The organism is Enterococcus sp. DIV1421a (assembly GCF_051711025.1).
GTDB lineage: Bacteria > Bacillota > Bacilli > Lactobacillales > Enterococcaceae > Enterococcus_B > Enterococcus_B hirae.
Window position 1 is genome coordinate 2,364,650 of sequence record NZ_JBIOLU010000001.1, and the last position, 23,429, is coordinate 2,388,078.

At 37.9% G+C, this 23,429-nt stretch carries 24 protein-coding genes; 7 read left to right on the top strand and 17 right to left on the bottom strand.

Features of this window, described 5'->3' with window-relative positions; all coding sequences use genetic code 11:
• Positions 1 to 143: 143 nt before the first annotated feature.
• The gene (locus tag IGK21_RS10720; protein WP_034700650.1) at positions 144 to 2,051 is read left to right on the top strand and encodes a M13 family metallopeptidase; all 1,908 of its coding nucleotides are present in this window, start codon (positions 144 to 146) and stop codon (positions 2,049 to 2,051) included.
• Between the two features lie 309 nt (positions 2,052 to 2,360).
• On the opposite strand, the gene IGK21_RS10725 is transcribed toward IGK21_RS10720, so the two are convergent.
• A complete protein-coding gene (locus tag IGK21_RS10725) occupies positions 2,361 to 3,269 on the bottom strand; it encodes an IS3 family transposase (RefSeq protein ID WP_197538272.1) in 909 nt (302 codons plus the stop codon).
• Positions 3,260 to 3,943 carry a helix-turn-helix domain-containing protein gene (locus IGK21_RS10730; protein ID WP_034700759.1) on the bottom strand — a complete coding sequence of 228 codons (684 nt, stop codon included), beginning with the start codon at positions 3,941 to 3,943 and terminating at the stop codon, positions 3,260 to 3,262. Before IGK21_RS10730 ends, IGK21_RS10725 begins: the two co-directional genes overlap by 10 nt.
• Positions 3,944 to 4,718: 775 nt before the next feature.
• Here IGK21_RS10730 and bioB point away from each other — a divergent pair.
• The 3 genes from bioB to IGK21_RS10745 are packed head-to-tail and all read left to right on the top strand — an operon-like array spanning position 4,719 to position 6,922.
• Positions 4,719 to 5,684 (top strand): biotin synthase BioB, encoded by a 966-nt coding sequence (bioB, locus tag IGK21_RS10735; RefSeq protein ID WP_034699881.1) that lies wholly within the window; start codon positions 4,719 to 4,721, stop codon positions 5,682 to 5,684.
• Positions 5,674 to 6,351: a dethiobiotin synthase gene (gene bioD / locus IGK21_RS10740; RefSeq protein ID WP_034699883.1), complete on the top strand. Its 678-nt coding sequence runs from the start codon at positions 5,674 to 5,676 to the stop codon at positions 6,349 to 6,351. The genes bioB and bioD overlap by 11 nt, the downstream gene beginning before the upstream one ends.
• The gene (locus tag IGK21_RS10745) at positions 6,338 to 6,922 is read left to right on the top strand and encodes a biotin transporter BioY (protein ID WP_010737130.1); all 585 of its coding nucleotides are present in this window, start codon (positions 6,338 to 6,340) and stop codon (positions 6,920 to 6,922) included. Before bioD ends, IGK21_RS10745 begins: the two co-directional genes overlap by 14 nt.
• Positions 6,923 to 7,170: 248 nt before the next feature.
• On the opposite strand, the gene IGK21_RS10750 is transcribed toward IGK21_RS10745, so the two are convergent.
• The 4 genes from IGK21_RS10750 to IGK21_RS10765 are packed head-to-tail and all read right to left on the bottom strand — an operon-like array spanning position 7,171 to position 9,300.
• The gene (locus IGK21_RS10750; RefSeq protein ID WP_034699886.1) at positions 7,171 to 7,719 is read right to left on the bottom strand and encodes a cysteine hydrolase family protein; all 549 of its coding nucleotides are present in this window, start codon (positions 7,717 to 7,719) and stop codon (positions 7,171 to 7,173) included.
• A gap of 11 nt (positions 7,720 to 7,730) precedes the next feature.
• Positions 7,731 to 8,423 (bottom strand): 5'-methylthioadenosine/adenosylhomocysteine nucleosidase, encoded by a 693-nt coding sequence (locus IGK21_RS10755; protein ID WP_010737128.1) that lies wholly within the window; start codon positions 8,421 to 8,423, stop codon positions 7,731 to 7,733.
• Positions 8,424 to 8,439: 16 nt separating this feature from the next.
• Positions 8,440 to 8,724, bottom strand: a complete 285-nt coding sequence (gene macP, locus IGK21_RS10760) for a cell wall synthase accessory phosphoprotein MacP (protein ID WP_010720826.1) — start codon at positions 8,722 to 8,724, stop codon at positions 8,440 to 8,442.
• Positions 8,725 to 8,736: 12 nt separating this feature from the next.
• Complete coding sequence (locus tag IGK21_RS10765; protein ID WP_010720827.1) at positions 8,737 to 9,300, bottom strand: NUDIX hydrolase; 564 nt, start codon at positions 9,298 to 9,300, stop codon at positions 8,737 to 8,739.
• 225 nt (positions 9,301 to 9,525) lie between these two features.
• On the opposite strand from IGK21_RS10765, the gene IGK21_RS10770 reads away from it, so the two are divergent.
• Together IGK21_RS10770 and IGK21_RS10775 are read left to right on the top strand one after the other, a co-directional pair.
• On the top strand, positions 9,526 to 10,191 hold the full coding sequence (locus tag IGK21_RS10770; protein WP_010737126.1) for a 5-bromo-4-chloroindolyl phosphate hydrolysis family protein: 666 nt from the start codon (positions 9,526 to 9,528) through the stop codon (positions 10,189 to 10,191).
• Between the two features lie 169 nt (positions 10,192 to 10,360).
• Positions 10,361 to 11,548, top strand: coding sequence for a toxic anion resistance protein (locus IGK21_RS10775; RefSeq protein WP_010720829.1), 1,188 nt, complete (start codon positions 10,361 to 10,363; stop codon positions 11,546 to 11,548).
• Positions 11,549 to 11,770: 222 nt separating this feature from the next.
• Here IGK21_RS10775 and IGK21_RS10780 read toward each other — a convergent pair whose 3' ends face one another.
• The 8 genes from IGK21_RS10780 to IGK21_RS10815 all read right to left on the bottom strand — a co-directional run bounded on the left by IGK21_RS10780 (position 11,771) and on the right by IGK21_RS10815 (position 19,779).
• On the bottom strand, positions 11,771 to 13,150 hold the full coding sequence (locus IGK21_RS10780; protein WP_010720830.1) for an APC family permease: 1,380 nt from the start codon (positions 13,148 to 13,150) through the stop codon (positions 11,771 to 11,773).
• Positions 13,151 to 13,186: 36 nt separating this feature from the next.
• Positions 13,187 to 14,053: a GRP family sugar transporter gene (locus IGK21_RS10785; protein WP_034699888.1), complete on the bottom strand. Its 867-nt coding sequence runs from the start codon at positions 14,051 to 14,053 to the stop codon at positions 13,187 to 13,189.
• An 88-nt stretch (positions 14,054 to 14,141) separates the two neighbouring features.
• Entirely contained in the window at positions 14,142 to 15,167 is a 1,026-nt protein-coding gene (gene sapS, locus IGK21_RS10790; RefSeq protein WP_181918621.1) for a two-component system sensor histidine kinase SapS, read from the bottom strand.
• A 17-nt stretch (positions 15,168 to 15,184) separates the two neighbouring features.
• A complete protein-coding gene (sapR, locus tag IGK21_RS10795) occupies positions 15,185 to 15,859 on the bottom strand; it encodes a two-component system response regulator SapR (RefSeq protein WP_010720833.1) in 675 nt (224 codons plus the stop codon).
• Between the two features lie 176 nt (positions 15,860 to 16,035).
• Complete coding sequence (locus IGK21_RS10800; protein ID WP_034699891.1) at positions 16,036 to 16,650, bottom strand: DUF624 domain-containing protein; 615 nt, start codon at positions 16,648 to 16,650, stop codon at positions 16,036 to 16,038.
• Positions 16,651 to 17,505: a carbohydrate ABC transporter permease gene (locus IGK21_RS10805; RefSeq protein ID WP_034699894.1), complete on the bottom strand. Its 855-nt coding sequence runs from the start codon at positions 17,503 to 17,505 to the stop codon at positions 16,651 to 16,653.
• Positions 17,502 to 18,413, bottom strand: coding sequence for a carbohydrate ABC transporter permease (locus tag IGK21_RS10810; protein WP_010737122.1), 912 nt, complete (start codon positions 18,411 to 18,413; stop codon positions 17,502 to 17,504). Before IGK21_RS10810 ends, IGK21_RS10805 begins: the two co-directional genes overlap by 4 nt.
• A gap of 40 nt (positions 18,414 to 18,453) precedes the next feature.
• Complete coding sequence (locus IGK21_RS10815; RefSeq protein ID WP_034699896.1) at positions 18,454 to 19,779, bottom strand: ABC transporter substrate-binding protein; 1,326 nt, start codon at positions 19,777 to 19,779, stop codon at positions 18,454 to 18,456.
• Between the two features lie 227 nt (positions 19,780 to 20,006).
• Here IGK21_RS10815 and IGK21_RS10820 point away from each other — a divergent pair, with 227 nt between their 5' ends.
• Positions 20,007 to 20,837, top strand: coding sequence for a manganese catalase family protein (locus IGK21_RS10820; RefSeq protein ID WP_181915104.1), 831 nt, complete (start codon positions 20,007 to 20,009; stop codon positions 20,835 to 20,837).
• Positions 20,838 to 21,118: 281 nt separating this feature from the next.
• On the opposite strand, the gene IGK21_RS10825 is transcribed toward IGK21_RS10820, so the two are convergent.
• The 3 genes from IGK21_RS10825 to IGK21_RS10835 all read right to left on the bottom strand — a co-directional run bounded on the left by IGK21_RS10825 (position 21,119) and on the right by IGK21_RS10835 (position 23,417).
• Complete coding sequence (locus IGK21_RS10825) at positions 21,119 to 21,520, bottom strand: organic hydroperoxide resistance protein (RefSeq protein ID WP_010720840.1); 402 nt, start codon at positions 21,518 to 21,520, stop codon at positions 21,119 to 21,121.
• Between the two features lie 152 nt (positions 21,521 to 21,672).
• Positions 21,673 to 21,879, bottom strand: a complete 207-nt coding sequence (locus IGK21_RS10830) for a hypothetical protein (RefSeq protein WP_034699898.1) — start codon at positions 21,877 to 21,879, stop codon at positions 21,673 to 21,675.
• Positions 21,880 to 21,881: 2 nt separating this feature from the next.
• Positions 21,882 to 23,417 carry a phosphoglucomutase gene (locus IGK21_RS10835; protein ID WP_034699900.1) on the bottom strand — a complete coding sequence of 512 codons (1,536 nt, stop codon included), beginning with the start codon at positions 23,415 to 23,417 and terminating at the stop codon, positions 21,882 to 21,884.
• Between the last annotated feature and the right edge of the window lie 12 nt (positions 23,418 to 23,429).

Genomic DNA, 23,429 nt, shown 5'->3' on the forward strand with positions numbered 1-23,429 from the left:
ATAAGGAGAAAAACAAATCAGATAGACTAGTTCTGCTGTGCCTACGGCAAGACCCCAACAAGTGCTTCTTTCCTCTTTCTATTTGTTTATTCGCTGTTTTTATATGATAATAGGAACATTAGATAAAAAGGAGCGATAACCGAATGAACAAAGAACTTATAAAGCAAGACTTTTTTGAAGCTGTGAATGAAGAATGGCTAAAAACAGCCAAGATCCCCGCTGATAAACCAGCCACTGGCGGTTTCCAGGACTTAGTTGACGGTATCGATGATCTTTTGATGACAGATATTGATCATATGCTGGCTGAACCTGATAAAGTCCAATCAGATATGATGCGTCACTTTCTTCATTTTTATCAATTAGCTAATGATTATGATCGAAGAAACCAGTTAGCTGCTAAACCGTTGCTTCCTTTAATTGAACGAATTGAAAAAATCGAATCTTTTGAAGACTTGAACCAACAATTTCCTACTTGGACATTGGATAGTTTACCTTTACCGTTTAGCTTAGATGTCGATGCGGATATGAAAAATGCACAAACAAACGCATTATTTGCTTATCCCCCTTCATTATTTTTACCTGACAAAACTTACTATACTGCAGAACATCCAAATGGTGCGCAACTATTAGGCGTTTTCTTTGATATGATGGTCCAACTCGTTGAATTAACCGGAAAAGAAAAAAGCCAAGCAGAGGCAATCGTTGAACAAGCCATCCAATTTGATCGATTGGTTGCGCCTCATGTTAAAAGTGCGGAAGAAAAAGCGGATTACAGCAAAATGTACAATCCCCGGTCATTTGACACCTTCATCCACTATACCGATAAACTGGATCTGGAAAAGTTGACAGTGGGATTGATTGGTACCACACCGGATAAAGTAATCGTGACGGATCCTGTTTATTTTGAACAGTTAGGCGAACTACTAACCACAGAACATTTTCAATTGATCAAAAGCTGGATGATCGTCCGAACGATTCGTTCGTTGAGTAGTTATCTATCAGAAGACTTTAGACAAATCAGCGGAATCTTCTCACGGACACTCTCAGGCACAGATGAAGCCATGCCGCAGAAAAAAGCTGCCTATTACTTAGCTTCAGGTCAATTTGACCAAGTCGTTGGCGATTATTATGGCAAAAAATACTTTGGTGAAGCGGCCAAAAAAGATGTTGAGCATATGATCGAAAAAATGATCTCTGTCTATAAAGATCGTTTAGAAAAAAACAACTGGTTAAGCGATACTACTCGAAAAAAAGCGATCATCAAATTAGATAAACTAGGAGTTCAGGTCGGCTATCCAGACCAAATCCCTTCGTTATATACGAAGTACCAAACAGTGACACAAGAAGAAGGCGGAACCTTGCTTTCCAACGCTTTAGCCTTCAGCAAAATCGAATTGAAAGAACGTTTTGGTCGCTGGAATCAACCTGTTGATCGGACGGAATGGGAAATGAGTGCTGATACAGTCAACGCCTATTACCATCCTTTCAGAAATGTCATTGTTTTTCCAGCTGCTATTTTACAAGCACCATTTTACAGTTTAGAACAATCAAGTTCAGCAAACTACGGTGGGATCGGCGCTGTCATCGCCCATGAAATCTCTCATGCCTTCGATAATAATGGTGCCTTATTCGATGAATATGGTAATTTAAATAACTGGTGGACGGAAGAAGATCTAGCGCACTTCCAAGAAAAAGCCCAAGCAATGATCGAAGAATTTGATGGCTTATCATTTGCTGATGGTACTGTTAATGGTAAGCTTACTGTTTCAGAAAATATCGCAGATGCGGGCGGTCTAAGTTGTGCTTTAGAAGCAGCAAAAACCGAAGCAGATCACTCACTAGCAGACTTTTTCGTCAGCTGGGCGACGATTTGGCGGACAAAAGCAAAAAAAGAATACCAACAATTGTTGTTACAAATCGACGTTCATGCCCCTGCTAAATTACGTGCCAATATCCAACCCCAAAACTTGATGGAATTTTATGACACATTTGCGATCACTGAAAAAGACGCGATGTATCTTCCACCTGAAAAACGAGTGCATATCTGGTAATACAGTTAAAAAACGCTCCAATGGCAATAAGAAAATTTTTTGAAACAACCTCTCATATAAAAAAATTGACTTATTTCAAGGAGCGGTTGTTTGAACACTATTTTTCTCTTTACGAGGGACTGAGACAAAATGGTTGGCTCCCCGTCAAGTGGACACGGAAATATAATAAAATTTTTAGAGAGCTGTTTGCTAATTTTGTGGCAAACAGTTCTTTTGTTTTTCATTGTTTAAACCTCGGCTGCGCTTGGTTGGCGTATCCCTCAGATGTGCGAAACAAAGGACATTTCACCCATCTAAGAGATACGATTATTACGCTGCCATTAAAAGCTGTTGGTGAACTTGTAATGGCGTTTTGGATTTCAAGCATCGTTGATAACGGCCATTGTTATAGTAGTTGATGTAATCTTCGATCATCGATACGAGATCTTCGCGTCTTGTAAATTTACGACGATAGTATTTTTCACGTTTCAATGTTCCCCAGAACCCTTCCATTGGCCCATTATCAATACAATGGGCTACACGAGACATGCTTTGTTTCATCCCTTGATTTTTGATTTTATTTCTCATGTTTTTACTGGTGTACTGAAACCCTCGATCGCTATGGAATAGCGGATGAGCCACAGGTTCAAGTCGAATCGCTTCGTCAAAGGTATCAAAAACCAACTTATTATCATTTCTATCGCTAATGACGAAAGAAACAATACGCCGATCTGCTAAGTCTAGAATGGCACTAAGATAAATTTTTTTTACTTGGTTTCCTAGAGTGTACTTGAATTCACTGATATCAGTTAGCCATTTTTCATTTGGTTTATCTGCATGGAAATTTCTATTTAGATAGTTCTTGGCAATATGATAAGGATTATTGGACGCTTTAGTAATTCCGCTTGGCTGGTGTTTGACGGTAGATTTAATTTGAAGACTACGACAAATCCGCAAGACTCTTTTGTCATTGACGTGCAAACCAAAGTTTTGAACCAAATCGTCACGGATTCTCCGATACCCCTTGTCGTTATCTGCTTCATAGATGTATCTTATTAGGTCTGCCAGGTGCTCGTTAAAGATAGTTTGAGCTGATTTTGGTTGCTTTAACCAACGGTAATACGCTGATCTGGAGACGTGTAAAAAATCACACATTAATTTTATCGAATAATTTTTGAGATCATGGAGTTCCTTAATTGCTTGGTATTCAAAGATATGACGGATGAGGTCTAGTCCCACTTCCTTTCTAACTCCCTGACTTTTTTTAAGAGGTCATTTTCCATTTCTAACAGTTTAATTTTGCGTTCTTGTTCAGCCAGTCGATCACGCATTTCTTCTTCTGGTGTCCGACTGGGTTCTGTTCCAGCTCGATGTCCTCGACGATCTTTTAAGCCGGCTTCGCCCATTTCCTTATATTTTAGTACCCAATTACGTACTTGTTGGTACGATACCTGATACTTGATAGCCGTTTTGCCATAGTTATGATCATGCACAATACAATAGTGGACAATTTCCACCCGTTCTTTGAAGGTTGTTTTTCTTGATTGACTCATTTGACTTCCACCGCTTTCTGTTTTGAAGTTTCCATGAGTATTATATATCTTTATCCAATTTCGTAGTTGTTTAGACTGTCTTAGTCCGTATTTCTTAGTAATTTCCGACAGACTCCCTAAACCATTTAGGTAATCATTTACAGCCTGAATCTTTGTTTCAATCGTATAGTGTGTATTCTTTCGTCTTGCTAATAAGCCAGTAGGCCCCTCATTCTCATAAAGCATAACCCAGTTACTTAAAGCAGCCCAACTAATGCCTGCAGTGCGAGCTAGGCTGGTCATACTGTCTTCACCATTCAAATAGCTTTCTACTAGTTCTACTCGTTTTTCTGGAGTGAGTTTCATCTTTCTTTTCGGCATACAAAATCCCCCCTATACAGGACTTTTATATTTCAGTGTCCTATATAGGGGGAGCATATCAAAAGTTGTCTCAGTCTTTTCTAGTATCTCTAAAAACGGATAAACGGCGTTCAAGAAGCAAATCCTCAACAATAAGCCTGAATTTTTCAAAACATGAGGAGCTGTTTCAAAAAATTCTTTCTTATTGTCATCAGAGCTACCCGATGTTTTCACGACCTCTGATTCACGGTGTTCAAAGAGCTGATCTTCGGCGATAAGTCAAAAAATCTCAAAACATGGGAAGCTGTTTCGAGATTTCCATCCTTAATGCTCCTGCGATTACTCGTCGCAGTTTTTACTTGGTGAGCGCTCAGGTCAAAACACTCTTTTCACGACCTCTTGTTCACGGTGAGACAAAAGTAGCATCTTCGGAAAATTTGTCGAAATTTACCAAAAATTTGAGAAGCACCAAGTAGGTAACAATCAACATCAAAAACGAGTTTTTGTGTTTCTTGTCAATTTTCGGAAATTCCTTCTTATTTCTTGATGCTGAACACTTTTGTCTCAACCTCTCTTAATATTATCATTTACTTTTCTACCAAGCTCATTTTGACTACCCACAAACCAACTCCACTTAATAAAGAAAAATAAATCCTTCCATCTTCCTTCACTGTTCTCTACTGTTATCTACCCTTTCCGACCATAAATAGTCATAAAACTGCATCATTTCATTTACCTCTTTATTTTCGTTAACCTTTGTAATAAAATTAGTTAACGAAAGTAAAGAGGTGTTTTTATGGAAAATCTATTCGAACCTTGTGTTCCGCTAACAAAAACAACATGTCTGGAGATACTAAAAGACAAAACTAATTTATGGGGGTATTATGCACAAGCCCTTCAGCTCAAAACAAACAAGTCACAAAATATCATCCGTCTGAATACATTGCTGAATGCTAAGAGCGGCTTGTGTAGAGAAGATTGTGGTTATTGTGCGCAATCAAAAAAAAGTTCTGCAACGATTGAAACATATGGATTATTACCCAAAAAAGAAATCATTCGTAAAGCGTTGATTGCTAAAAAGAATCATTCCAGTGTGTTTTGCATTGCGTTAAGCGGAACACGCCCATCAAAAAAAGAAATCCACCTTTTAGGTGAGGCAATTCAAACGATCAAAAGCATAATGTCGATTGAGATTTGTTTATCCATTGGCTTAGTTACTGAGGAACAAATTGATTATTTAAAATCGTGTGGAGTAGATCGGTTGAATCATAATCTTAATACTAGTCGAGATAATTACCCAAACATCACAACGACCCATTCCTATGATGATCGGTTAGAAACATTAAACAAACTTCGTCAGCACAAAATGAATATTTGCTCTGGTTTTATTTGTGGCATGGGAGAAACAGATGAACAATTAGTCGATCTGGCTTTTGACTTAAAAGATCAAGAGCCTTATTCCGTTCCAGTCAATTTTTTACTTCCAATTGCTGGAACAATGTTTGAGGAACACAATGAATTAACCCCTATGAAATGTTTAAAAATCTTAACCATGCTGAGGTTACTATTCCCTACTACAGAACTTAGGGTAAGTGCAGGAAGAGAGTTTCATTTAGGAGAACTCCAACCATTTGCTTTATTGATCGTGGATTCTATTTTTTTAGGCAACTATTTGACAGAGAAAGGAGCACCTATTTCTGAAGATCAAAAAATGCTTGATCGTTTAGGTTTAGTTGTGGCTGGTGTCTGTGATGAAGAATAATTATATTATTTGCGGGATTCATACCGATTGTGGAAAATCAGTGATCAGTGTCTTACTCTATGAATATTTACGTGATCTGACAAATCAGGAACCGTTACTCGTGAAACCGATCCAAACAGGACCGTTTCCTGATACAGATTTTTATCAAGCATGCCATATTGAGAAACAAAATATTGTTCATTTCTATTCAATGTCATTAGAAGCTTCTCCACATATCGCTAGCAGAAAAGAGCATCAATGGATCGATCTACTTGTCTTGAAGGAAAAAGCAAATGTTGTCTTGAAAAAAAATCGACCCACGATTTTTGAATTAGCAGGGGGTCTGCTTTCTCCCATTAATGACTCGCAAACCATGTTAGACATGATCAAACTTTTGCAATTACCGGTTATTCTCGTTTCGGATAATTATTTAGGTGCAATCAATCATACGTTGCTAACGACTAGTTTATTACAAAGCGAAAACATTCCAATAGCAGGTCTGGTTTTTAATTCAAGTAAAGCAAATGAAAAGAATGACATGGAAGATTTAAGCCAATGGATGACAGATAAGACAGGAATCACACAAATTGGCAAATTACCCTATTTAGAGGATTTAACTCATTGGTTAAAATCGAGAACAAAAAAAAGAGAACTTAGTAAGGAGTGGCATTTAAATGTATACAAATAGGCGAGATATCACCATGATGGCGATGATGATGGCCTTATTGATCATCACAGCAAAACTAGTGATTCCGTTACCACTATTCGATTATTTATCTTTACAAATTATAACGATTTATCTGATTTATCCTTTATTAGGAACAAAATACGGGCTCATTGTCACATTCAGTTATTTGATCCTAGGGCTCATTGGATTACCGATTTTCGCTAGTGGCGGAGGTATTTTTTATATTTTTAAACCTAGTTTTGGCTTTCTACTATCTTTTGCAACTTTCCCACTGATTCAAGCTACACTGTCAAAATTGTTCTGGCGCAGAAAATGGCTCCCATTAAAAAAAATCCTGATCATTAACTATTCAGGATTACTTTATCTCTATTTAATCGGTCTGTTGTATAAATGCTTGATTTTATTCTTTTACCTTAAAGAAACGAATGTTCTTTACAGTGTGCTAGCAGTTTCCACATTGATTGATTTAAGTTGCGATATCTTACTTGTGTTCGTAGCTAGTTTGCTTACCTATAAGTTATTGCCACTCATTCATAAGCACAAACTAGCAAACCAACTCTTTATCTCCTAATAAAAGCCGCTATTTCAGCGATTGGAAAAGAATCGAACCATCGGCTTAAAATGGATACTGATTGATTGACTTAAAAAATCTTACAAAATTATGAAAGAAAATAAACCGAAGAAGAGGTTGAGACAACTTTGTCCCAGTCCCCCTTCGGTTTATTTTTCCGTATTGACTTACTCTATCGTACGACAGAACGATCTGGTTACTTCATGAACCAGTTAGGCCCACAAATCATTAACAAGCTTATTATATATTTACTTGATCAACGTTGCCCCGAGGACTGTTTCAAAATGACGTAGTGCCCAGTCATGACCGACTGGATCAAAGCTAGCTACAGCATCTTCAAAAATAAACAGTTGATAGCCTAAATTATATGCATCAACAGCTGTGTGCAACACACAAATGTCCGTACATACGCCAGTCAAATAGAGTTCAGTGATCCCCCGCTCACGGAGCCGAATATCTAGATCTGTTCCACTAAAAGCAGAGTAATGCCGCTTATCAATCCAATAGACATTGGCTTGTTCTTGGGCGTTTTCGTAAACAGCTTGTAGCGAACCATAAAGGGCACGACCATTGGTGCCAATCACGTTATGCGGAGGAAATAGTTTATTTTCAGGATGGAAGTTATCCGATGGGTCATGCGCATCAATCGCAAACACCACAAAGTCTCCCTCTTCGATAAACTTTTTCGTGTGAGTCGTCATTGCTTGTTCAATCACTTGCCCAGCTTTACCTGTCGTTAATTTCCCGTCATCTGCCACAAAATCATACGTGTAATCAATCGAGATCAATGCTTTCATTAATGGGCTCCTTATACAAGATGTTTGACAAATTCGATTACCATCTCAGCAGAACGTTTCCCTGCATCTTCAATAAACTCATCAAAGGTTTGTGTCGCTGCATGATCAGCAGTATCACTCATCGCACGAACGATCAAGAAAGGAATATTGAACTGACGAGCCGTTTGTCCAACAGCCGCTCCTTCCATTTCACAAGCCAACGCATCTGGAAAGTTTGTTAAAATCTCTTCTACTTTTTCGGAAGAATCAACAAACGTATCTCCAGTAACGATCAAGCCTTCTTTCACATTCAGATCTATCGCTTTGGCTGCTCTTGCCATCTCTGTGCGAAGATACGTACTTGCTTCATAATAAAGCGGCATCCCTGGTATTTGTCCTGGCTTATAGCCAAATCCGGTTGCATCTGCATCGAAATAAGCTACTTTATCAGAGATTACGATATCGCCTACTTGTAGCCCTTGTCCGATACCACCCGCTGAACCTGTATTGATGACCATATTTACACCATATTGTTGGATCAATAAACTAGTAGTGACTGATGCCAAAACTTTACCGATCCCTGAACGAACCACAATTACTTCATGTCTTCCTAAAGAGCCTGAAATGAACAATGCTCCTGCTCGTTCCCATGACAAGGGTTCACTTAGCTTTTCTCTTAAAATTTTGATTTCTTCTTCCATTGCACCGATAATACCGATTTTCATAGCTTTTTCCTTCTTTCTAAATAAATGCGACCGCAAAAAATACGACACACAATAATAGAATAACAATAATCAAGGATTTCATCAAAAATGAATTCCACTTCGTCGTTTTTTCACGTTCACCGATTCTTGTTTTTGTGATAGGTTTGTTCCGTTTTTGTTCCTTTCGATAAAAACTAGCAATTTTCTTTTCTTCTTGCTGATAAGCAGCCTCTTCTTTTCTTTGCCGTTTTAATGACTCTTGGGCTTGCGCCTGCTGTCGTTTACGTAATTCACTTCTCGTAATCAGCGGTCCTTTGGCCATCAGCCGATCCCTCTACTTTCCTTTAATCAATAGCTCCCAATATTGGATCGCATACATGGTTTTCGCATCACAGATCAGTTGATCATCTATTGCTTGTTTAGCTTCTGCGAAAGTCAGTGCATATAATTCAAGCACCTCATCTTCATCTTGAGCCAACGGATTCTCTACTTTCTGTAAATCAATCGCATGATAAATATGCATGATCTCATTTGCAAATCCTGGTGAAAGATACATAGATGAAACATGTTTGAGCTTTCCTGCCCGATACCCAGTCTCTTCTTCCAGTTCTCTTGCAGCGGTACGTTCCGGTGTTTGGCTTTCTTCTGGATCGATTTTCCCAGCAGGGATCTCCAAAATCACTTTTTCTAATGGTTTCCGAAACTGTTTCACTAATAATAAACGATCCTGATCATCAAATGCGATGATCCCTACACCACCCGGATGAAACACTAATTCACGTTTGGCAAGTTTCCCATCTGGCAGGCGGACGTCATCTACTGCAACATCGATGATTGCTCCGTGATAGATTTCTTTTCGTTCGATCGTTTTTTCTTCAAATTGCTCATATTCAAGCATCTTTCTCCCACTTTCTTTGTAATAATACCCGCTTTTCGTTTACTTTTCAATTTTTCTAGAGTTTTCTTTTAGTTTACCATAACTAAACCTTAGAAATTCTCTAAATCTACAAAATCCTCCTTTAGTCCCATACTCTTTCTTAGGTTGAGTGTGCTAAAATAAGGGTGGAAATGAGAACAACGCTTCATTACTTAAAATGGATGGAATATATATGGAGGGCTTATTATGCGAAAATTAAATTGGCGATGGATCTTAGGTCTATTGTTGGTGTTTCTTTTGATTCGTCAAGGTCACTTTTCTTTAGTAACAGTCATTTTGATTATCGGCGCAGCTTTAGTGATTTGGGGAATCTTTGGCTCTGGCAAGAAAAAATCAGCAAAAAATGAAATGCCCGATTTATCTGATGAACTTGAATCACATTATACAAAAAGCGGGATGACACCTAGTGAGATTACTTTCTTTAGACAGACAATGAATCAAACGAAAGTCGAAATTGAACAATTGCAACAAAACATGCAACAAACAGCCAAACTAAAAGCTGTCGATCTTCGTCACGATACAGTGAAGGCGGCCAAAGCACTCTTCAAAGCATTGGTGAAAGAGCCCAACCGATTACACGAAGCAAGTCAATTTCTTTATACTCACTTACCAAACTTAGTCGATTTGACCAATAAATATATTGAGATCAACGACCATGAAATCAAAAACAAACAGACTTATGAAAAGTTAGAAGAAAGTTCACAAATCATTGATCAACTAGCACATCTGATCGCTCAAGACTATCAACAATTTGTCTCTGAAGATTTAGATGATCTAGATGTAGAAATATCAGTTGCGAAACAAAGCTTAAAACGAGAGAATCTATCTGATGATAACAATCAATCTCAATGATCGGTTAATAGAATCATAAAGGAGTGTTTTGTTTCTTAGACACTCCTTTTGCTTATCCTTTCTTTTGTTTATCCTTTATAATAGATGAATAAGATGAACAACTGTTTTTTTACAAAAATGATAACATTGAACCTATCGCATCACATTGAACCACGAGGAGGAGTTTTAAATGGATAATAAACCTAAAGAGGTAACACCTGTAAATGACACGTTAGATGATTTGTTAAATAATCCGTTCTCTACCCCAACAGATAAATTAACCCAAACACAACAGTCAGAAATCAATGCTTTGCAAGAACAACAAACCGCTGCACGCTTGATTGATAAACTACCTGCTGAACGACAAGAGCAAGCCAAAGAGCTAGCAGCTAAAATCGATGTTTCAGATGCACAGTCGGTGATCAGCTACGGTTCTGCTGCACAAACGAAGTTAAGTGAATTTTCACAATCCATGTTAAATCATGTACAGGCACAAGATATTGGTCCTGTCGGAGATTCATTGACTGAATTGATGTATCGTCTGCAAGAAGCAAATCCTGATGAATTGCGAGCTGGCGAAGGCAATATTTTCCAACGGATGTTTGGCAAAGTAAAACAATCGATCTATGAAGTGACTGCAAAATATCAAAAGATCGGTGCCCAAATCGATAAAATCTCTGTTAAACTAGAAAAAGAAAAAGACGGGCTTTTAAAAGATAATTTGATGCTCGAACAACTCTATCAAAAAAACAAAGATTATTTTGATGCACTGAATATTTATATCGCAGCTGGCGAATTGAAAATGGAAGAACTTCAAACAACGATCATTCCTAAAGCAATGAAAAAAGCCGAAGAAACAGGCGATCAAATGGATGTTCAAATTGCAAATGATTATACTCAATTTCTAGATCGTTTGGACAAACGAACACATGATTTACGTTTGGCAAGACAGATCACTATCCAGCAAGCACCACAGATCCGTTTAATCCAAAATACTAACCAAGCGTTAGCAGAAAAAATCCAAGCATCAATCGCAACAGCGATCCCTCTATGGAAAAACCAAGTAGTGATCGCCTTGACGTTACTTCGCCAAAAAGATGCGGTAACCGCCCAACGTCAAGTTTCTGAGACAACTAATGACCTTTTGAAGAAAAATTCAGAAATGTTGAAAATCTCTGCTATTGAAACAGCAAAAGAAAATGAACGTGGGATCGTTGATATTGAAACCTTACAAACAACTCAAAATGATTTGATCGAAACGATCCAAGAAACATTACGCATCCAAAAAGAAGGAAAAGAAAAACGTCGTCATGCAGAAGTCGAACTTGGTCATATGGAAGACGACTTGAAACAAAAATTACTCGATTTAACACAATAAGACTATTTTGCATGGATCAATCAAAAAAGGCTCTATACTTTTTGATGTTGGTGAAATTCGCCAACATCTTTTTTATGCTTTAAAAGGATAGAAAAGACACCTCGAAATCCTTCAAAATGAATTTGGCTAACCAATTCATCGAAGGACTCAAGATGTCTTACACTCGTCTTATCAAATTACGCTATAGGTTCTAAACCTAGGTCGTTTGAAAAGCACGAATCATCAATTTTGTTGATTCATTTTACTATGTTGGTACCCATAACCAAAGTAAATCACTAATCCAATCGCCATCACGATACCGAAGACGATCCATGTGACTGGTTGTAAACGAAGCATCAATACCAAGCATGTACCGATAGATATGATCGGTAATATCGGTACAAATGGCACTTTAAATTCACCGGCTTTTGGTTTACCAAACATTTTTCTTAGTTTAAGTAATCCTAAGCTGACTAACATCAAATAGGTCAACGCCATGATGTTTGTTAGTTCAGCGAGAATATTCAATGGGAAGAAACCAGCGAAAAATAAAGCCGCTACCCCAGCTACAAAAGTCGCCTTTCTAGGCGTCCGATGCTTTTCATCGATCTCTGTCATAAATTTAGGTAAAAGACCGTCTTTACTTACAGCAAACAATAACCGAGCTAGCGAATACATCATAGAAATCGTTACGGTCAAGAGCGTCAAAATGGCACCGACTGCAATCACAGCTCCGATTGTTCCATGACCAACGTAACGCATCGCAAAGGCAACTGGGTCACTGACCCCTAATTCAGTAAACGGAACAATCCCCGTTAAAATCAAGGTAACTACGATGTATAAAGCTGTGGCAATCAAGATCGAACCAATGATCCCTCGAGGAACGTCCTTTTGTGGCTCTTTCACTTCTTCGGCTGCCATTGCAACTGAATCAAATCCCAAGAAAGCGAAGAAGACTAGAGCTGCTCCATCTAAAACGCCTGAAAAACCAAATGGTGTAAATGGTTGCCAGTTTTCAGGTTTTACAAAGAAAATCCCTACAACGATAAATAATGCAATAATACCGAATTTCACAAAAACCATGATATTATTCAATCTTAATGCTTTTTTGGCTTCTAAAGAAACGATGTATGTCACAAATATGACAACGAACACTGCGATCAAATCGACATAGGTGCCATTGTCAGGATTATAACCACTGGTCAAGGCTTGTGGTAAATGGACTCCAAATCCTTCCAAGAACCCTTGAACATAACCAGACCAGCCGGAAGCAACCGACGAAACTGCTAATAGAAATTCGCCAATCAACAACCAACCTGTTAACCAGGCGGCAAATTCACCAAAAACAACATAAAGATACGCATACGGGCCACCAATGACTGGCACACGTGAGGCAAACTCAGCAAAGCTTAACCCCGATAAAATGACAACGATTGCAGCTAAAACGAATGAAAGTGACAGTGCTGGACCCGCATTTTGATTGGCCGCAACCCCTGTCACTACAAATATTCCTGTGCCGATAATTGCGCCAATTCCAAGCATAATTAAATCGGACGTTTTCAGATCTTTCTTCATCCCACTTGTGTGGTTGAGATTGATTTCTTTCTTACGAAACAAATCCATGGCAGTACCTCCCTATTTTAGGTTGGAAAACGGCCATTAAGCCGTTTTCATATACCCTAAAATGATACCACCTAAAATGACTAAAAGGCAACCGACAATAACGTAAACAAGTTCTTTTTTCGTTTTCTTTTCTCCCAAAATGAAAATACCACCTAAAGTTGAGATGATAATCCCCATCTGTGATAATGAAAATCCAACAGCTAAACCAAGTGATTTAACAGTTAAGAGCATGCACACGTTCCCAATTCCCCATAGCAAACCACAAATCATGTTCTTCCAAACAAATTGATCCACTTTCACTTTACGAAAGGCAAAGAAACTTGCACCTAAGATCATTCCGATACTTTGAGGTAAGATGATTGACATCGCATCCAAGTTAGCCCAGTTCACAATGATCGTATAAACACCATAACCAATCGTTGAATAGATCAATGCTCTAAACCCTTTACCAAAATCAAGCATTTTATTGTCAGTATCAACTTTTCCTTCATCATCTTGGCGTGCTGTTAAATAGGCACCGCTAACAAGAAGTACTAAAGCTAGGATACCGTATACATAATCTTTCGTTTGTGTCCATTCATGAAAGAAAACGGCTCCCGCAATCGTATTCAAAATTAATTGAAAACCAGTCGATAAAGGCAAACCAACAGAAACGCCCATAAATTTCATTCCATGGAACTGTCCGTTTTGACCAACACTCCAAGCTAACCCAGAGAGGAATCCAATCAAGAAAATCCATGGTGTGATTGTTGGGCTAACGATGAAAAAGACAACTAATGAAAAGATAAATGCACCAATCGTCATCCCTAATGTCTGTTGATTGGCATCGCCACCAATTTTCCCGCTTACTAAACCAATACTTCCCCATGCTACCATAGGGATTAATGCTATTAAAATTTCCATAACTAATCTCCTTTTATTTCACATGATATGAAACTTATCAGCGAAAACGTTCACAACACAAGAAGTTTTTTTCGATTCTAACTATTTTCTAACGTTTCTCATTATAGAAATTTAAGATTGGGAAAAACAGGGTCATCGTTGTTCCCTCTCCTACAATTGATTCAGCAAGTAGTTGGATCCCAAGTTTTTCAGCTAAGGATTTAGCCAAATAAAGCCCTAAACCAGTAGAATGTGTTTTACTCAATCGTCCATTAGAACCTGTGAATCCTTTGTCAAAAATCCGCGACAAGTCTTCTTTAGGAATACCGATGCCCGAGTCTTTGATGGCTAAAGAGATCCCTTGTTGGTTCTTTTCGATCGAAATAATGATTTCTCGATGGTCAGGTGTATATTTAATCGCATTGCTCAAAATTTGTTTGAATATAAAAGCTACCCACTTGGCATCTGTTAAAACTCTTTGATCTTCTCCAATAATCTCATACCGAAGATTTTTTTGAATAAAGTAATTCGCCTGACTGCGTATCACTGGCTGAATGATGCTTTTTAATTCATACTCTTGGATTAAATAATCTCTCGAAAAACTATCCAACCGTGCATAATAAAGAACTTGTTCTACATATTCATCGATTTTGGCTAGTTCGTTTTCTAGTAGGGTATATTTTTGATCATCAATATCAAATTCAATCGAACGCACCAAGAGTTCAGAGGCTGCTAAAGGCACCTTGATTTCATGGACCCACGAATCAATGTAATCTTTTTGATCCTGTTGGTTACTAATCGCCTCTTGCATAACTTCTTGGTGCTCATGGATCAATTGATTGATATAATCTTCGACTAATTTTTCTTCTTCTGTATGACCGCCACTCAAATAACTTTGCAGCGGAGATATTTGTTTGAGATCGGCAAGTTTTTCCCACCAATGACGTTTGCTTAAATAACGGACAAGTAAATAAAAAAACAAAAATACGGCTTGAATAAGTGCCAGATAGCCAACCATCGTCCAGTCGACTAAAATATTAGGTGCTAACCACATGACAAAAATCGTTAGCAAGACAAAAAAGAGCCAGCCTAAGAGCAACGACCATTGATCCTTTAAGTATTTAAAGAAATTCATTATTTATTTTCATCCTTTCAGGGAACAATATAGCCCTGCCCGACTTTTGTTTCGATATATCCTTTGATCCCTGCTTGTTCGATTTTCCGACGTAAACGATTGATATTGACTGTCAATGTATTGTCATCAACAAACCGCTCATCATCCCATAATGCTCTCAATAACTTTTCTCTGCTAAGGATTTTCCCATGTTGCTTCATCAAGATAAATAGTAATCGATATTCGTTCTTACTTAAATCGATGATTTCACCGTTGATTTCCATACTCCCATTATCAACATTCAACGTGATCCCGTTATGACTCATGACTTCACTCGACAGTTCCCCATAATTGTATGAACGTCGCAATAAAGCATTGATTTTGGCAATCAGCACATCAATTTGAAAAGGCTTGGTGACAAAATCATCTGCGCCCATATTCATCGCCATGATCATATCCATATTGGTATTTCGACTGGAGATGAAAATAATCGGCACTTTGGAGACTTCTCGAATTTTTTGACACCAGTAGTAGCCATCAAAGACCGGAAGATTGATATCTAATAAAACAAGTTGAGGTTCTTCTTTTTCAAAGTCTGCAAATACTTGATTAAAATCAGAGGTACCGAACGTTTCAAACTGCCACTTTTCCAGTTCTTCCATGATGAGTTGGCGGATGATTTCTTCATCTTCTACAACCATAATTTTTGCCATCTTGTTGTCCTCCTACTTCTTTCTTGCTATAACCATAACAAAGAAGGCCGAACGTGACAAGTAACCATATTTTCAACTATTTCTCTCTTCGTACCCCTTATATCTGAAACGATGGGTTTATTCCTCAATATTTAGTCAGGTAGTTGATTCTTTCATCGCAAATATTTTGACTATTCTTAAACTTTTGAAGGGCTCTTTATTTCTTTCCGTCCAAAAAACAAAAAAGTTTGTAAATAAAGCAATGAACTTCCTCCGACTAAAACCACATAAATAGGTCCCAGGAAGAATAAAAAAAGCAGTAGTAGCAGGGTTCCCCCTAAATGTAAGAGAGCGTTTTTCCATTGATAAAAAAATAAAATAGAAGCAGTAAAAAGAGGGACTTCGTTTGCGCTCTCTATTTGGAGCAACATACGGTAGCTAACCATCACGATACTTAAAAAAAGGATACTTAACGAAGCATACATCAATATCAATCCCCATGCTCCGCCCCAGTAAAGAAAAATACGACTATCAATTAGTAAAAGCAATAAATAGAAACTTACTATGAGGTCTTGCTTACGATAGGTCAAAAAATTATGACGAAGTTCTTGCCAAAACAACGTATGGATCTTTTTCTCTTCGTTTTTGTGGTAGTGATAAATGGTAGACATAACCGTACGACTAGCACTGCCGATTGTCAACAGCGGTAAGCTAGTTAATAGCCATAAGAATTGCAAAATAAGCAATGACGGAATCCATTCAATGACTGTCAAAAAATGCTGATTGATTTTTTCACTATGAATTTTATTCATTTAGCCTTTTGACCCTCCTGTCAAATCCATTCCTTCAATAAAGTAACGTTGCGCAAAGAAGAACATCAAAATCGTTGGGATCAAAACAAGTGTGGCTCCTGCCATCAAATAATTCCATTGAGTCGTCGCCTGATTTTGGAAAACTTGCAACCCAATCTGTAAAGTATACTTCTCTTGATCTTGGATGTATAATAACGGCCCTAAAAAATCGTTCCAAGCCGCATTGAATGAATTGATCGCAATCGTGATTAACGCTGGTTTAGTCAGCGGCAGCATCAGACGGCTCCAAATATAGAAATGATTTGCTCCATCGATTTCTGCCGCTTCAATTAATTCATCATTGATGGATAAATAAAATTGACGCATCAAAAATATATTAAATGCATTGCCGAAAAATGATGGAACGATCAATGGTAAATAAGTTCCTACCCAGCCTATTTTTGAGAATAGAACATATTGGGGGATCATGGTCACAAAACCTGGAATCATCATTGTAGAAAGGACTAAAGCAAACATTAGCTTTTTTCCTGGAAAATCTAATTTCGCAAACCCATAAGCAATGAAAGAATTCGAGAGAACATTGCCGAATACCACTAAGACTGTGATCAATAAAGTATTCCTTGCATAACGCCAGAATGGGAAAGCAGTAATGGTATCCAGATAGTTTTGCCAAACAATTTTTTCTGGAAAAAAGGTTGGAGGATAACGTACGATCTCTTCCATTGGTTTTAAAGAAGTAAATACCATCCACAATAATGGTGTGATCAATACGATCCCGATAGCAGTCATGAGGAGATAACTAATGATTTTTTTGGTTTGACGATTAACACTTGTTCTTTTGAAATATTCCATCATTTGCCATCACCTCCAGAGTAATAGACCCATCTAGGTGCCAGTTTCAAATTAATAAAAGTCAACACTAACACAATTAAAAATAGGATCATTGACATCGCCATCGCATACCCCATATCAAATGCAACAAAAGCTTTATTCCACATGTGAAGATTATAAAATAGTAAAGAGTTAGCTGGTCCTCCTGTCCCATTTTTAGTCATCACATAAGCCTCTTGGAAAATTTGAAAAGAGCCGATCGTTGAAGTAATCACATCATAAAAGATAATTGGTGTGATCAACGGCAACGTGATATTTTTAAATTTCCCCCATACGCCAGCGCCATCGATCGCTGCTGATTCATATAAAGAGCGTGGAACGTTTTGCAAAGTCGCTAAATAAAGCAGCATTGCTCCGCCAGAACTCCAGATTTTCATTAAAATCAAAGCTGGCTTTGTCCAGTTAGGATCAAACAACCAGGCTGGTCCAGAAATATTGAACCAACCTAGAAACGTATTGATCAACCCGGCAGAAGGTGAGAGCAGCTGCATCCATAAAATATAAACAGCAACACCAGATAGGACTGCGGGTAAATAAAACATCGTTCGGAAAATACTAATTCCTCTGATCTTTTGATTTAAAATCGTTGCTAGAAATACGCTAAACATTGTGGTTAAAGGAACATTGAATAGGACGAAATACACTGTATTGTATAATGATTTCCAAAAAAGATCATCGTGTAGAAACATCCGTCTAAAATTAGCTAATCCAATGAAATTCATTTTAGAAGTCAAATTATAATCAGTGAAACTTCCGATAACAGAAAAAAGCATGGGCCCTAACATAAAGACGACAAAGCCAATAATAAAAGGCGAGATAAATAAATAGGCCCATCTTGCCTCTTTTTTCTTTCGGATCGATAAACGCTTCATTTTCTTGCCTCCTTTTTTCTTTCAATTAGTCAACAGTTGATTAGTTATTTTGTTTTACTAAATTCTCCACCGCTTTTTGAGCATCAGCTAAACCTTCTTTTGGTGTTTTTGTTCCTAAAAGAATTTGATCGATTTGCTCATTCACTAGTGTCGTATAATCTGGTGCCGCTAATGGAACAGGTGTAATGACCGTATTTTTGAAATTCTCATCAGCCATTTGATAGATCATTCGTCCCTTGTCACTTAGCTGTTCATTCTTCACTAAGTTCTCATTGGCTGTTTTACTTGCCATGATATCAAAACTCTTTTCGCCAAATTTTTCTTGAACTTCTGGTGAAGAAAGATACTTGATAAAGTCATAAGAAGCTTCTGGATCTTTCGCCCCATAAGGTACTTCGAGTACAAAGCCGCCGCCCCATGACCAATGACCAGAACCTTTTTCTTTTTCTGGAAGCGGAATGACACCAAAATCAAAATCTTCTGGAGCATTTTCCATCAAGCTCGAATAATAATTGATATTTTGGGCACGCATTGCGACTAAACCTGAGATGAATGGATCAGAAACACCTGAGCCAAATTCTGCCTCTAATTTATTGATCGTATCTTTCCCATAATAGTCTTGCCAATCTTGGATCCACTCTAATGCTTCAACTTTATTCTTCGTATCGATTTTGATTTTGTCGTCTTGATCAAACCAGCTTGTCCCATTATCTGCATTTAATGCCCAGACATCTGCCCCTAAATTCCATAAAGGATAAAATCCAATTCGTGTGAATTCTTTCTTGTCTTTTTTATCCAATTGATGGGCGGTTTTTTCTAATTCATCCCATGTAGTTGGTAAATCTTTTTCAGCGATTCCTGCTTCTTTAAATAATTTTTTATTATAAAAAATAACTTGAGTATCTGTGTTGAACGGAATCGCATATGGATCACCTTTGTACTCCACTGTATCCCACAATTGTGGATAAAAATCTTTTGAGGTCTCTTCATCTACATATTTAGATAAGTTTGTGGCCTGTTGCGCTTCAGCTCTTTGAGCAACTGAATTGATATCTTGAACAATCACGTCTGGTGCATTCCCCGCTGTAATCGCTGACAATGATTTGGTCCAAATATCCCCCCACGGTTGGTATTTATAATTAACCTGGATCTGATCTTGTGATTGATTGTAATCGTCAATGATCTCTTCGATCACTTCTTTACGTGCTCCTGATCCCCAAAATGACCAGAAATCAATAGTTTTCTTCCCGTCACTTGTTTTTTCAGATGAACTAGCTGCGTTTGACTTTGCACTACTTGAACCACAGCCTCCCAACAAAAATAATGCTGTACTTGCCAGCACCCCAGTAACTAACAACTTTTTCATTTTATCCCTCCGTTTTTTAATAAAAAGGTTATCTTTTGTCATTTGCAACCGATAACATTTTAATATAACGATATCATTTTAATCAGAAAATAACAATTTATTAGGCGCGTCTACTCATATATCAGATTAAATCTACCACTATATTTTTTCTAAGCATTTCCTTTGTGTTTTCTCATTTTAAAGCGCAGAATGTAAATGTATTAATAAAAGATTAGGAGGAATTTTTGATGTTCAGACACCAAAAGGAATTACAGTTTGAAGCAAAACCAGATCGTCCGAATCCGTTAATCGCAAAATATTTACAAGAGCTTATCGGTGGACAATACGGAGAAATGAGTGTGGCAATGCAATACTTGTTTCAAGGTTGGAGCTGCCGAGGAGAAGAAAAATATAAAGACATGTTAATGGATATCGCAACAGAGGAACTTGGACATGTCGAAATGTTAGCAACGATGGTCGCACGCTTATTAGAAGATGCGCCAGTTGAAGACCAAGAAGAAGCAATGAAGAAAGATCCTACGATCGGTGCAATCATCTCTGGTATGAATCCTCAGCATGCAATTGTCGCTGGCTTAGGACCACGCCCTGCTGATAGTGTTGGCAATCCTTGGAGCGGCGGTTATATCGTTGCAAGTGGAAACTTGTTAGCTGATTTCCGTGCCAATCTAAATGCTGAATCTCAAGGACGGTTACAAGTCGCTCGTATCTATGAAATGATCGATGACCGTGGTGTCAAAGATTTACTGGCAGTCTTGCTTGCAAGAGATAGTTATCATCAAAACTTATGGGCAAGTGCCGTGAAAGAATTGGAAGAAAACGAAGGATCCATTCTTGTACCAAGTACGTTCAATCGTGAAAACGAACGAAAAGATATCGCCTATGACTTTTATAATTTCTCAGAAGGTGATGAAAGCAGCAAAGGTTCTTGGGCAAGTGGTGAAGCCTTAGATGGTGAAGGCGAATACCAATGGTTAGCAGAACCAAAAATTGAAGGTGGTAAACCAAAATTACAACGGGTTACACCAAAAATGTATGGAACACCGCCAAGTAAAAAATAAAACATGCAAAAGTAGTTGTGTCCAACATCCTTTGGGTCCTTACCACTCAACAGAATAAAAATAAGAATGATCGACCAGCAAGCTATTACTTTCCTACTAAAGACAGTAGAAATGCTTGCTGGTCGATCATTTTTTAGCTTCTATTGACATTTATAAGCTAAGAATAGTTTGAGACCGTCAACATCATTTTTAGGACCGATAGAAAATTCTACCGGTCCTGTTTTTTATAAAAAAAGTAGTTATCTAAAGGTACTTACTTCTTCCTTAGATAGAAAAATCGTTTAAACTGTCACTACCTCAACATCAATATTTCCTCTTGTCGCTTTTGAATAAGGGCAGTAATCATGGGCATCTTCCGCTAATTGCTTGGCTTGTTCTTCGCTCACATCGTCAACATGTACTTCTAAGACCACACCGATTTTATAACCACCTTCATCAAGGGTATAAAGGGAAACTCGTGCTTTAACTGTGGAATCTACGGACAAATTTGCTTCTTTGATCATATGTTGCAGTGCACCATTGAAACATGAGGCATAGCCCGCAGCAAATAGTTGTTCCGGATTTGTTCCTTCAGCATGGATGCCTGGAGGAGTGATCTTCATTTGCATCGAACCATTTGGTGCTGCTACTTCGCCTTCTCGTCCGCCATGATTAATCATCGCTGTTTCGTATAATTTTTTCATTGTACTGCTCCTTTCGATATGACACTTCGTCTATTACCAGTGTAAGCATATCTAGCAATTTGTTCAAAAATTCTGCTCCTAGATTCATACTGCAACGATTGAGGACTTCTTGATTAACATGAGCATTTAGTTTATTTTCTCATGAAAGTTACTTATTCAAAAACAAGGATGCCATCTTCAATGATTTTTCCAAAAAAGAGAAAAATACCACTCGTAAATAATAAAGTCATATTTGTTCCCAAATAAATAGCTAATTTCTCTACACAATTTTTGATATGATTGATTCTAAGATAAAGAAAAACTAAAAAATTAACACCATAAACTAATATAGTCAAAAAAATTACTATGTTCGCAACCATTTTTACTTTTCATTTCCCTTCGCTTCCTTAGTATCCACTATCAGTGGTTCAACATTTGAGTATTTCTTTAAATGTTCCGCAAGTAGCTGTAAAACGTGTTGATTTTTTCCAACTTCATCATTTTCGATCTGGAGCACCAGTAATGGCTCATGCAAACTTGCTCGTAATAAAAACCAGCCATTCCCATATGGTTCTTTTAGATCGTAACGAATTCCTTCTTCATTTTCCGGATGAAATACCAGTCCCTCTTCGTTCAATTCGTTCGCTAGCCCTTGAATAATTGTTGCCCCTTGTTTTTTCGGATCCTCTCCACTAAGCCTTAACCTAATTTCTTGTACTTCTTGTGGCTGTTTTAAGTCGTGGATAATCTCTTCCAACGTTTGTTCTGTTTGTTTTAGTTCTGGCAAAAGCATCAAAATTTTTGCAATGACATAGGCACCATCATCTAAAAAATAATTTTCCTTGAATGCTGCATGCCCACTTGTTTCAATCGCTAATGGAACATTGATTCCTTCTTTATTGCATGCAATTGCACGATTAATGACATTACGATAACCTGAAATGTAACGATCTTGTTTGCCACCTTTTTCTTCAATAAACATTTCTAGGTGATTAGACGTTGGTGAATTAGTTACGATCGTCGCTCCAGGGTATTCTTTTAACACGATCGTACTTAATAAGGCGATCAAATTGTTACGATTGATCACTTGACCACTTGCACTGACTACTGCCGAACGATCAACATCCGTATCAAAGATCACTCCTAAATCGGCTTGACTTTCTAAAACAGCTTGCTTGATACTTGCCATGGCTTCAGCATTATCTGGATTCGGGATATGGTTTGGAAAATGACCATCTGGCTCTAAAAATTGCGAACCTGTCGTATCTGCCCCTAATCGTTGTAGTACTTTTTCAGCAAAAAAACCACCGGAGCCATTTCCTGCATCTACGATGATCCGCCAGCCAGCTAACGGTTTTGTGTCAGACATTCCTTTCTTTCTAATACCATTTTTGATTTTTTGAACTAAGTCTTCTGCATAAGGTGTTAACAGATCAGCTTTTTGGACTGTCCCCTTATGATTGGTTTTATTTGGTGTTGTTTCTGATAAAATAAATGCGATATCTTCTTTTTCTGCGCCGCCATTAGCTGTAAAAAACTTCATGCCGTTAAAGTAAAACGGCAAATGACTAGCTGTTAGCATCACACTTGCATCACACTGGAATTGAGAAAACTGAGTAGCCATAAACATCGCCGGTGTCGTAGCTAACTCAAAATCAAGAACATTTATGCCTTGTTCGATTAATCCGTCAATCAGCGCTTTTTCTAACGTTGGACCACTGATTCGACTATCCCGCCCCACTCCTACCGTTAATTTACCTTCTTGATATTTGCGTGGATGATCCCTTTTTAACCAATTAACCAAGCCACAACTTATTTTTTGGATTTCAGCTGGTGTCAAATTAGCTGAATGTGTTTCCGTCGTCATGGCAATCCCTCGAATATCAGATCCGTTTTGTAGCGCTTTCAACAAAGTCATAAATCATTCTCC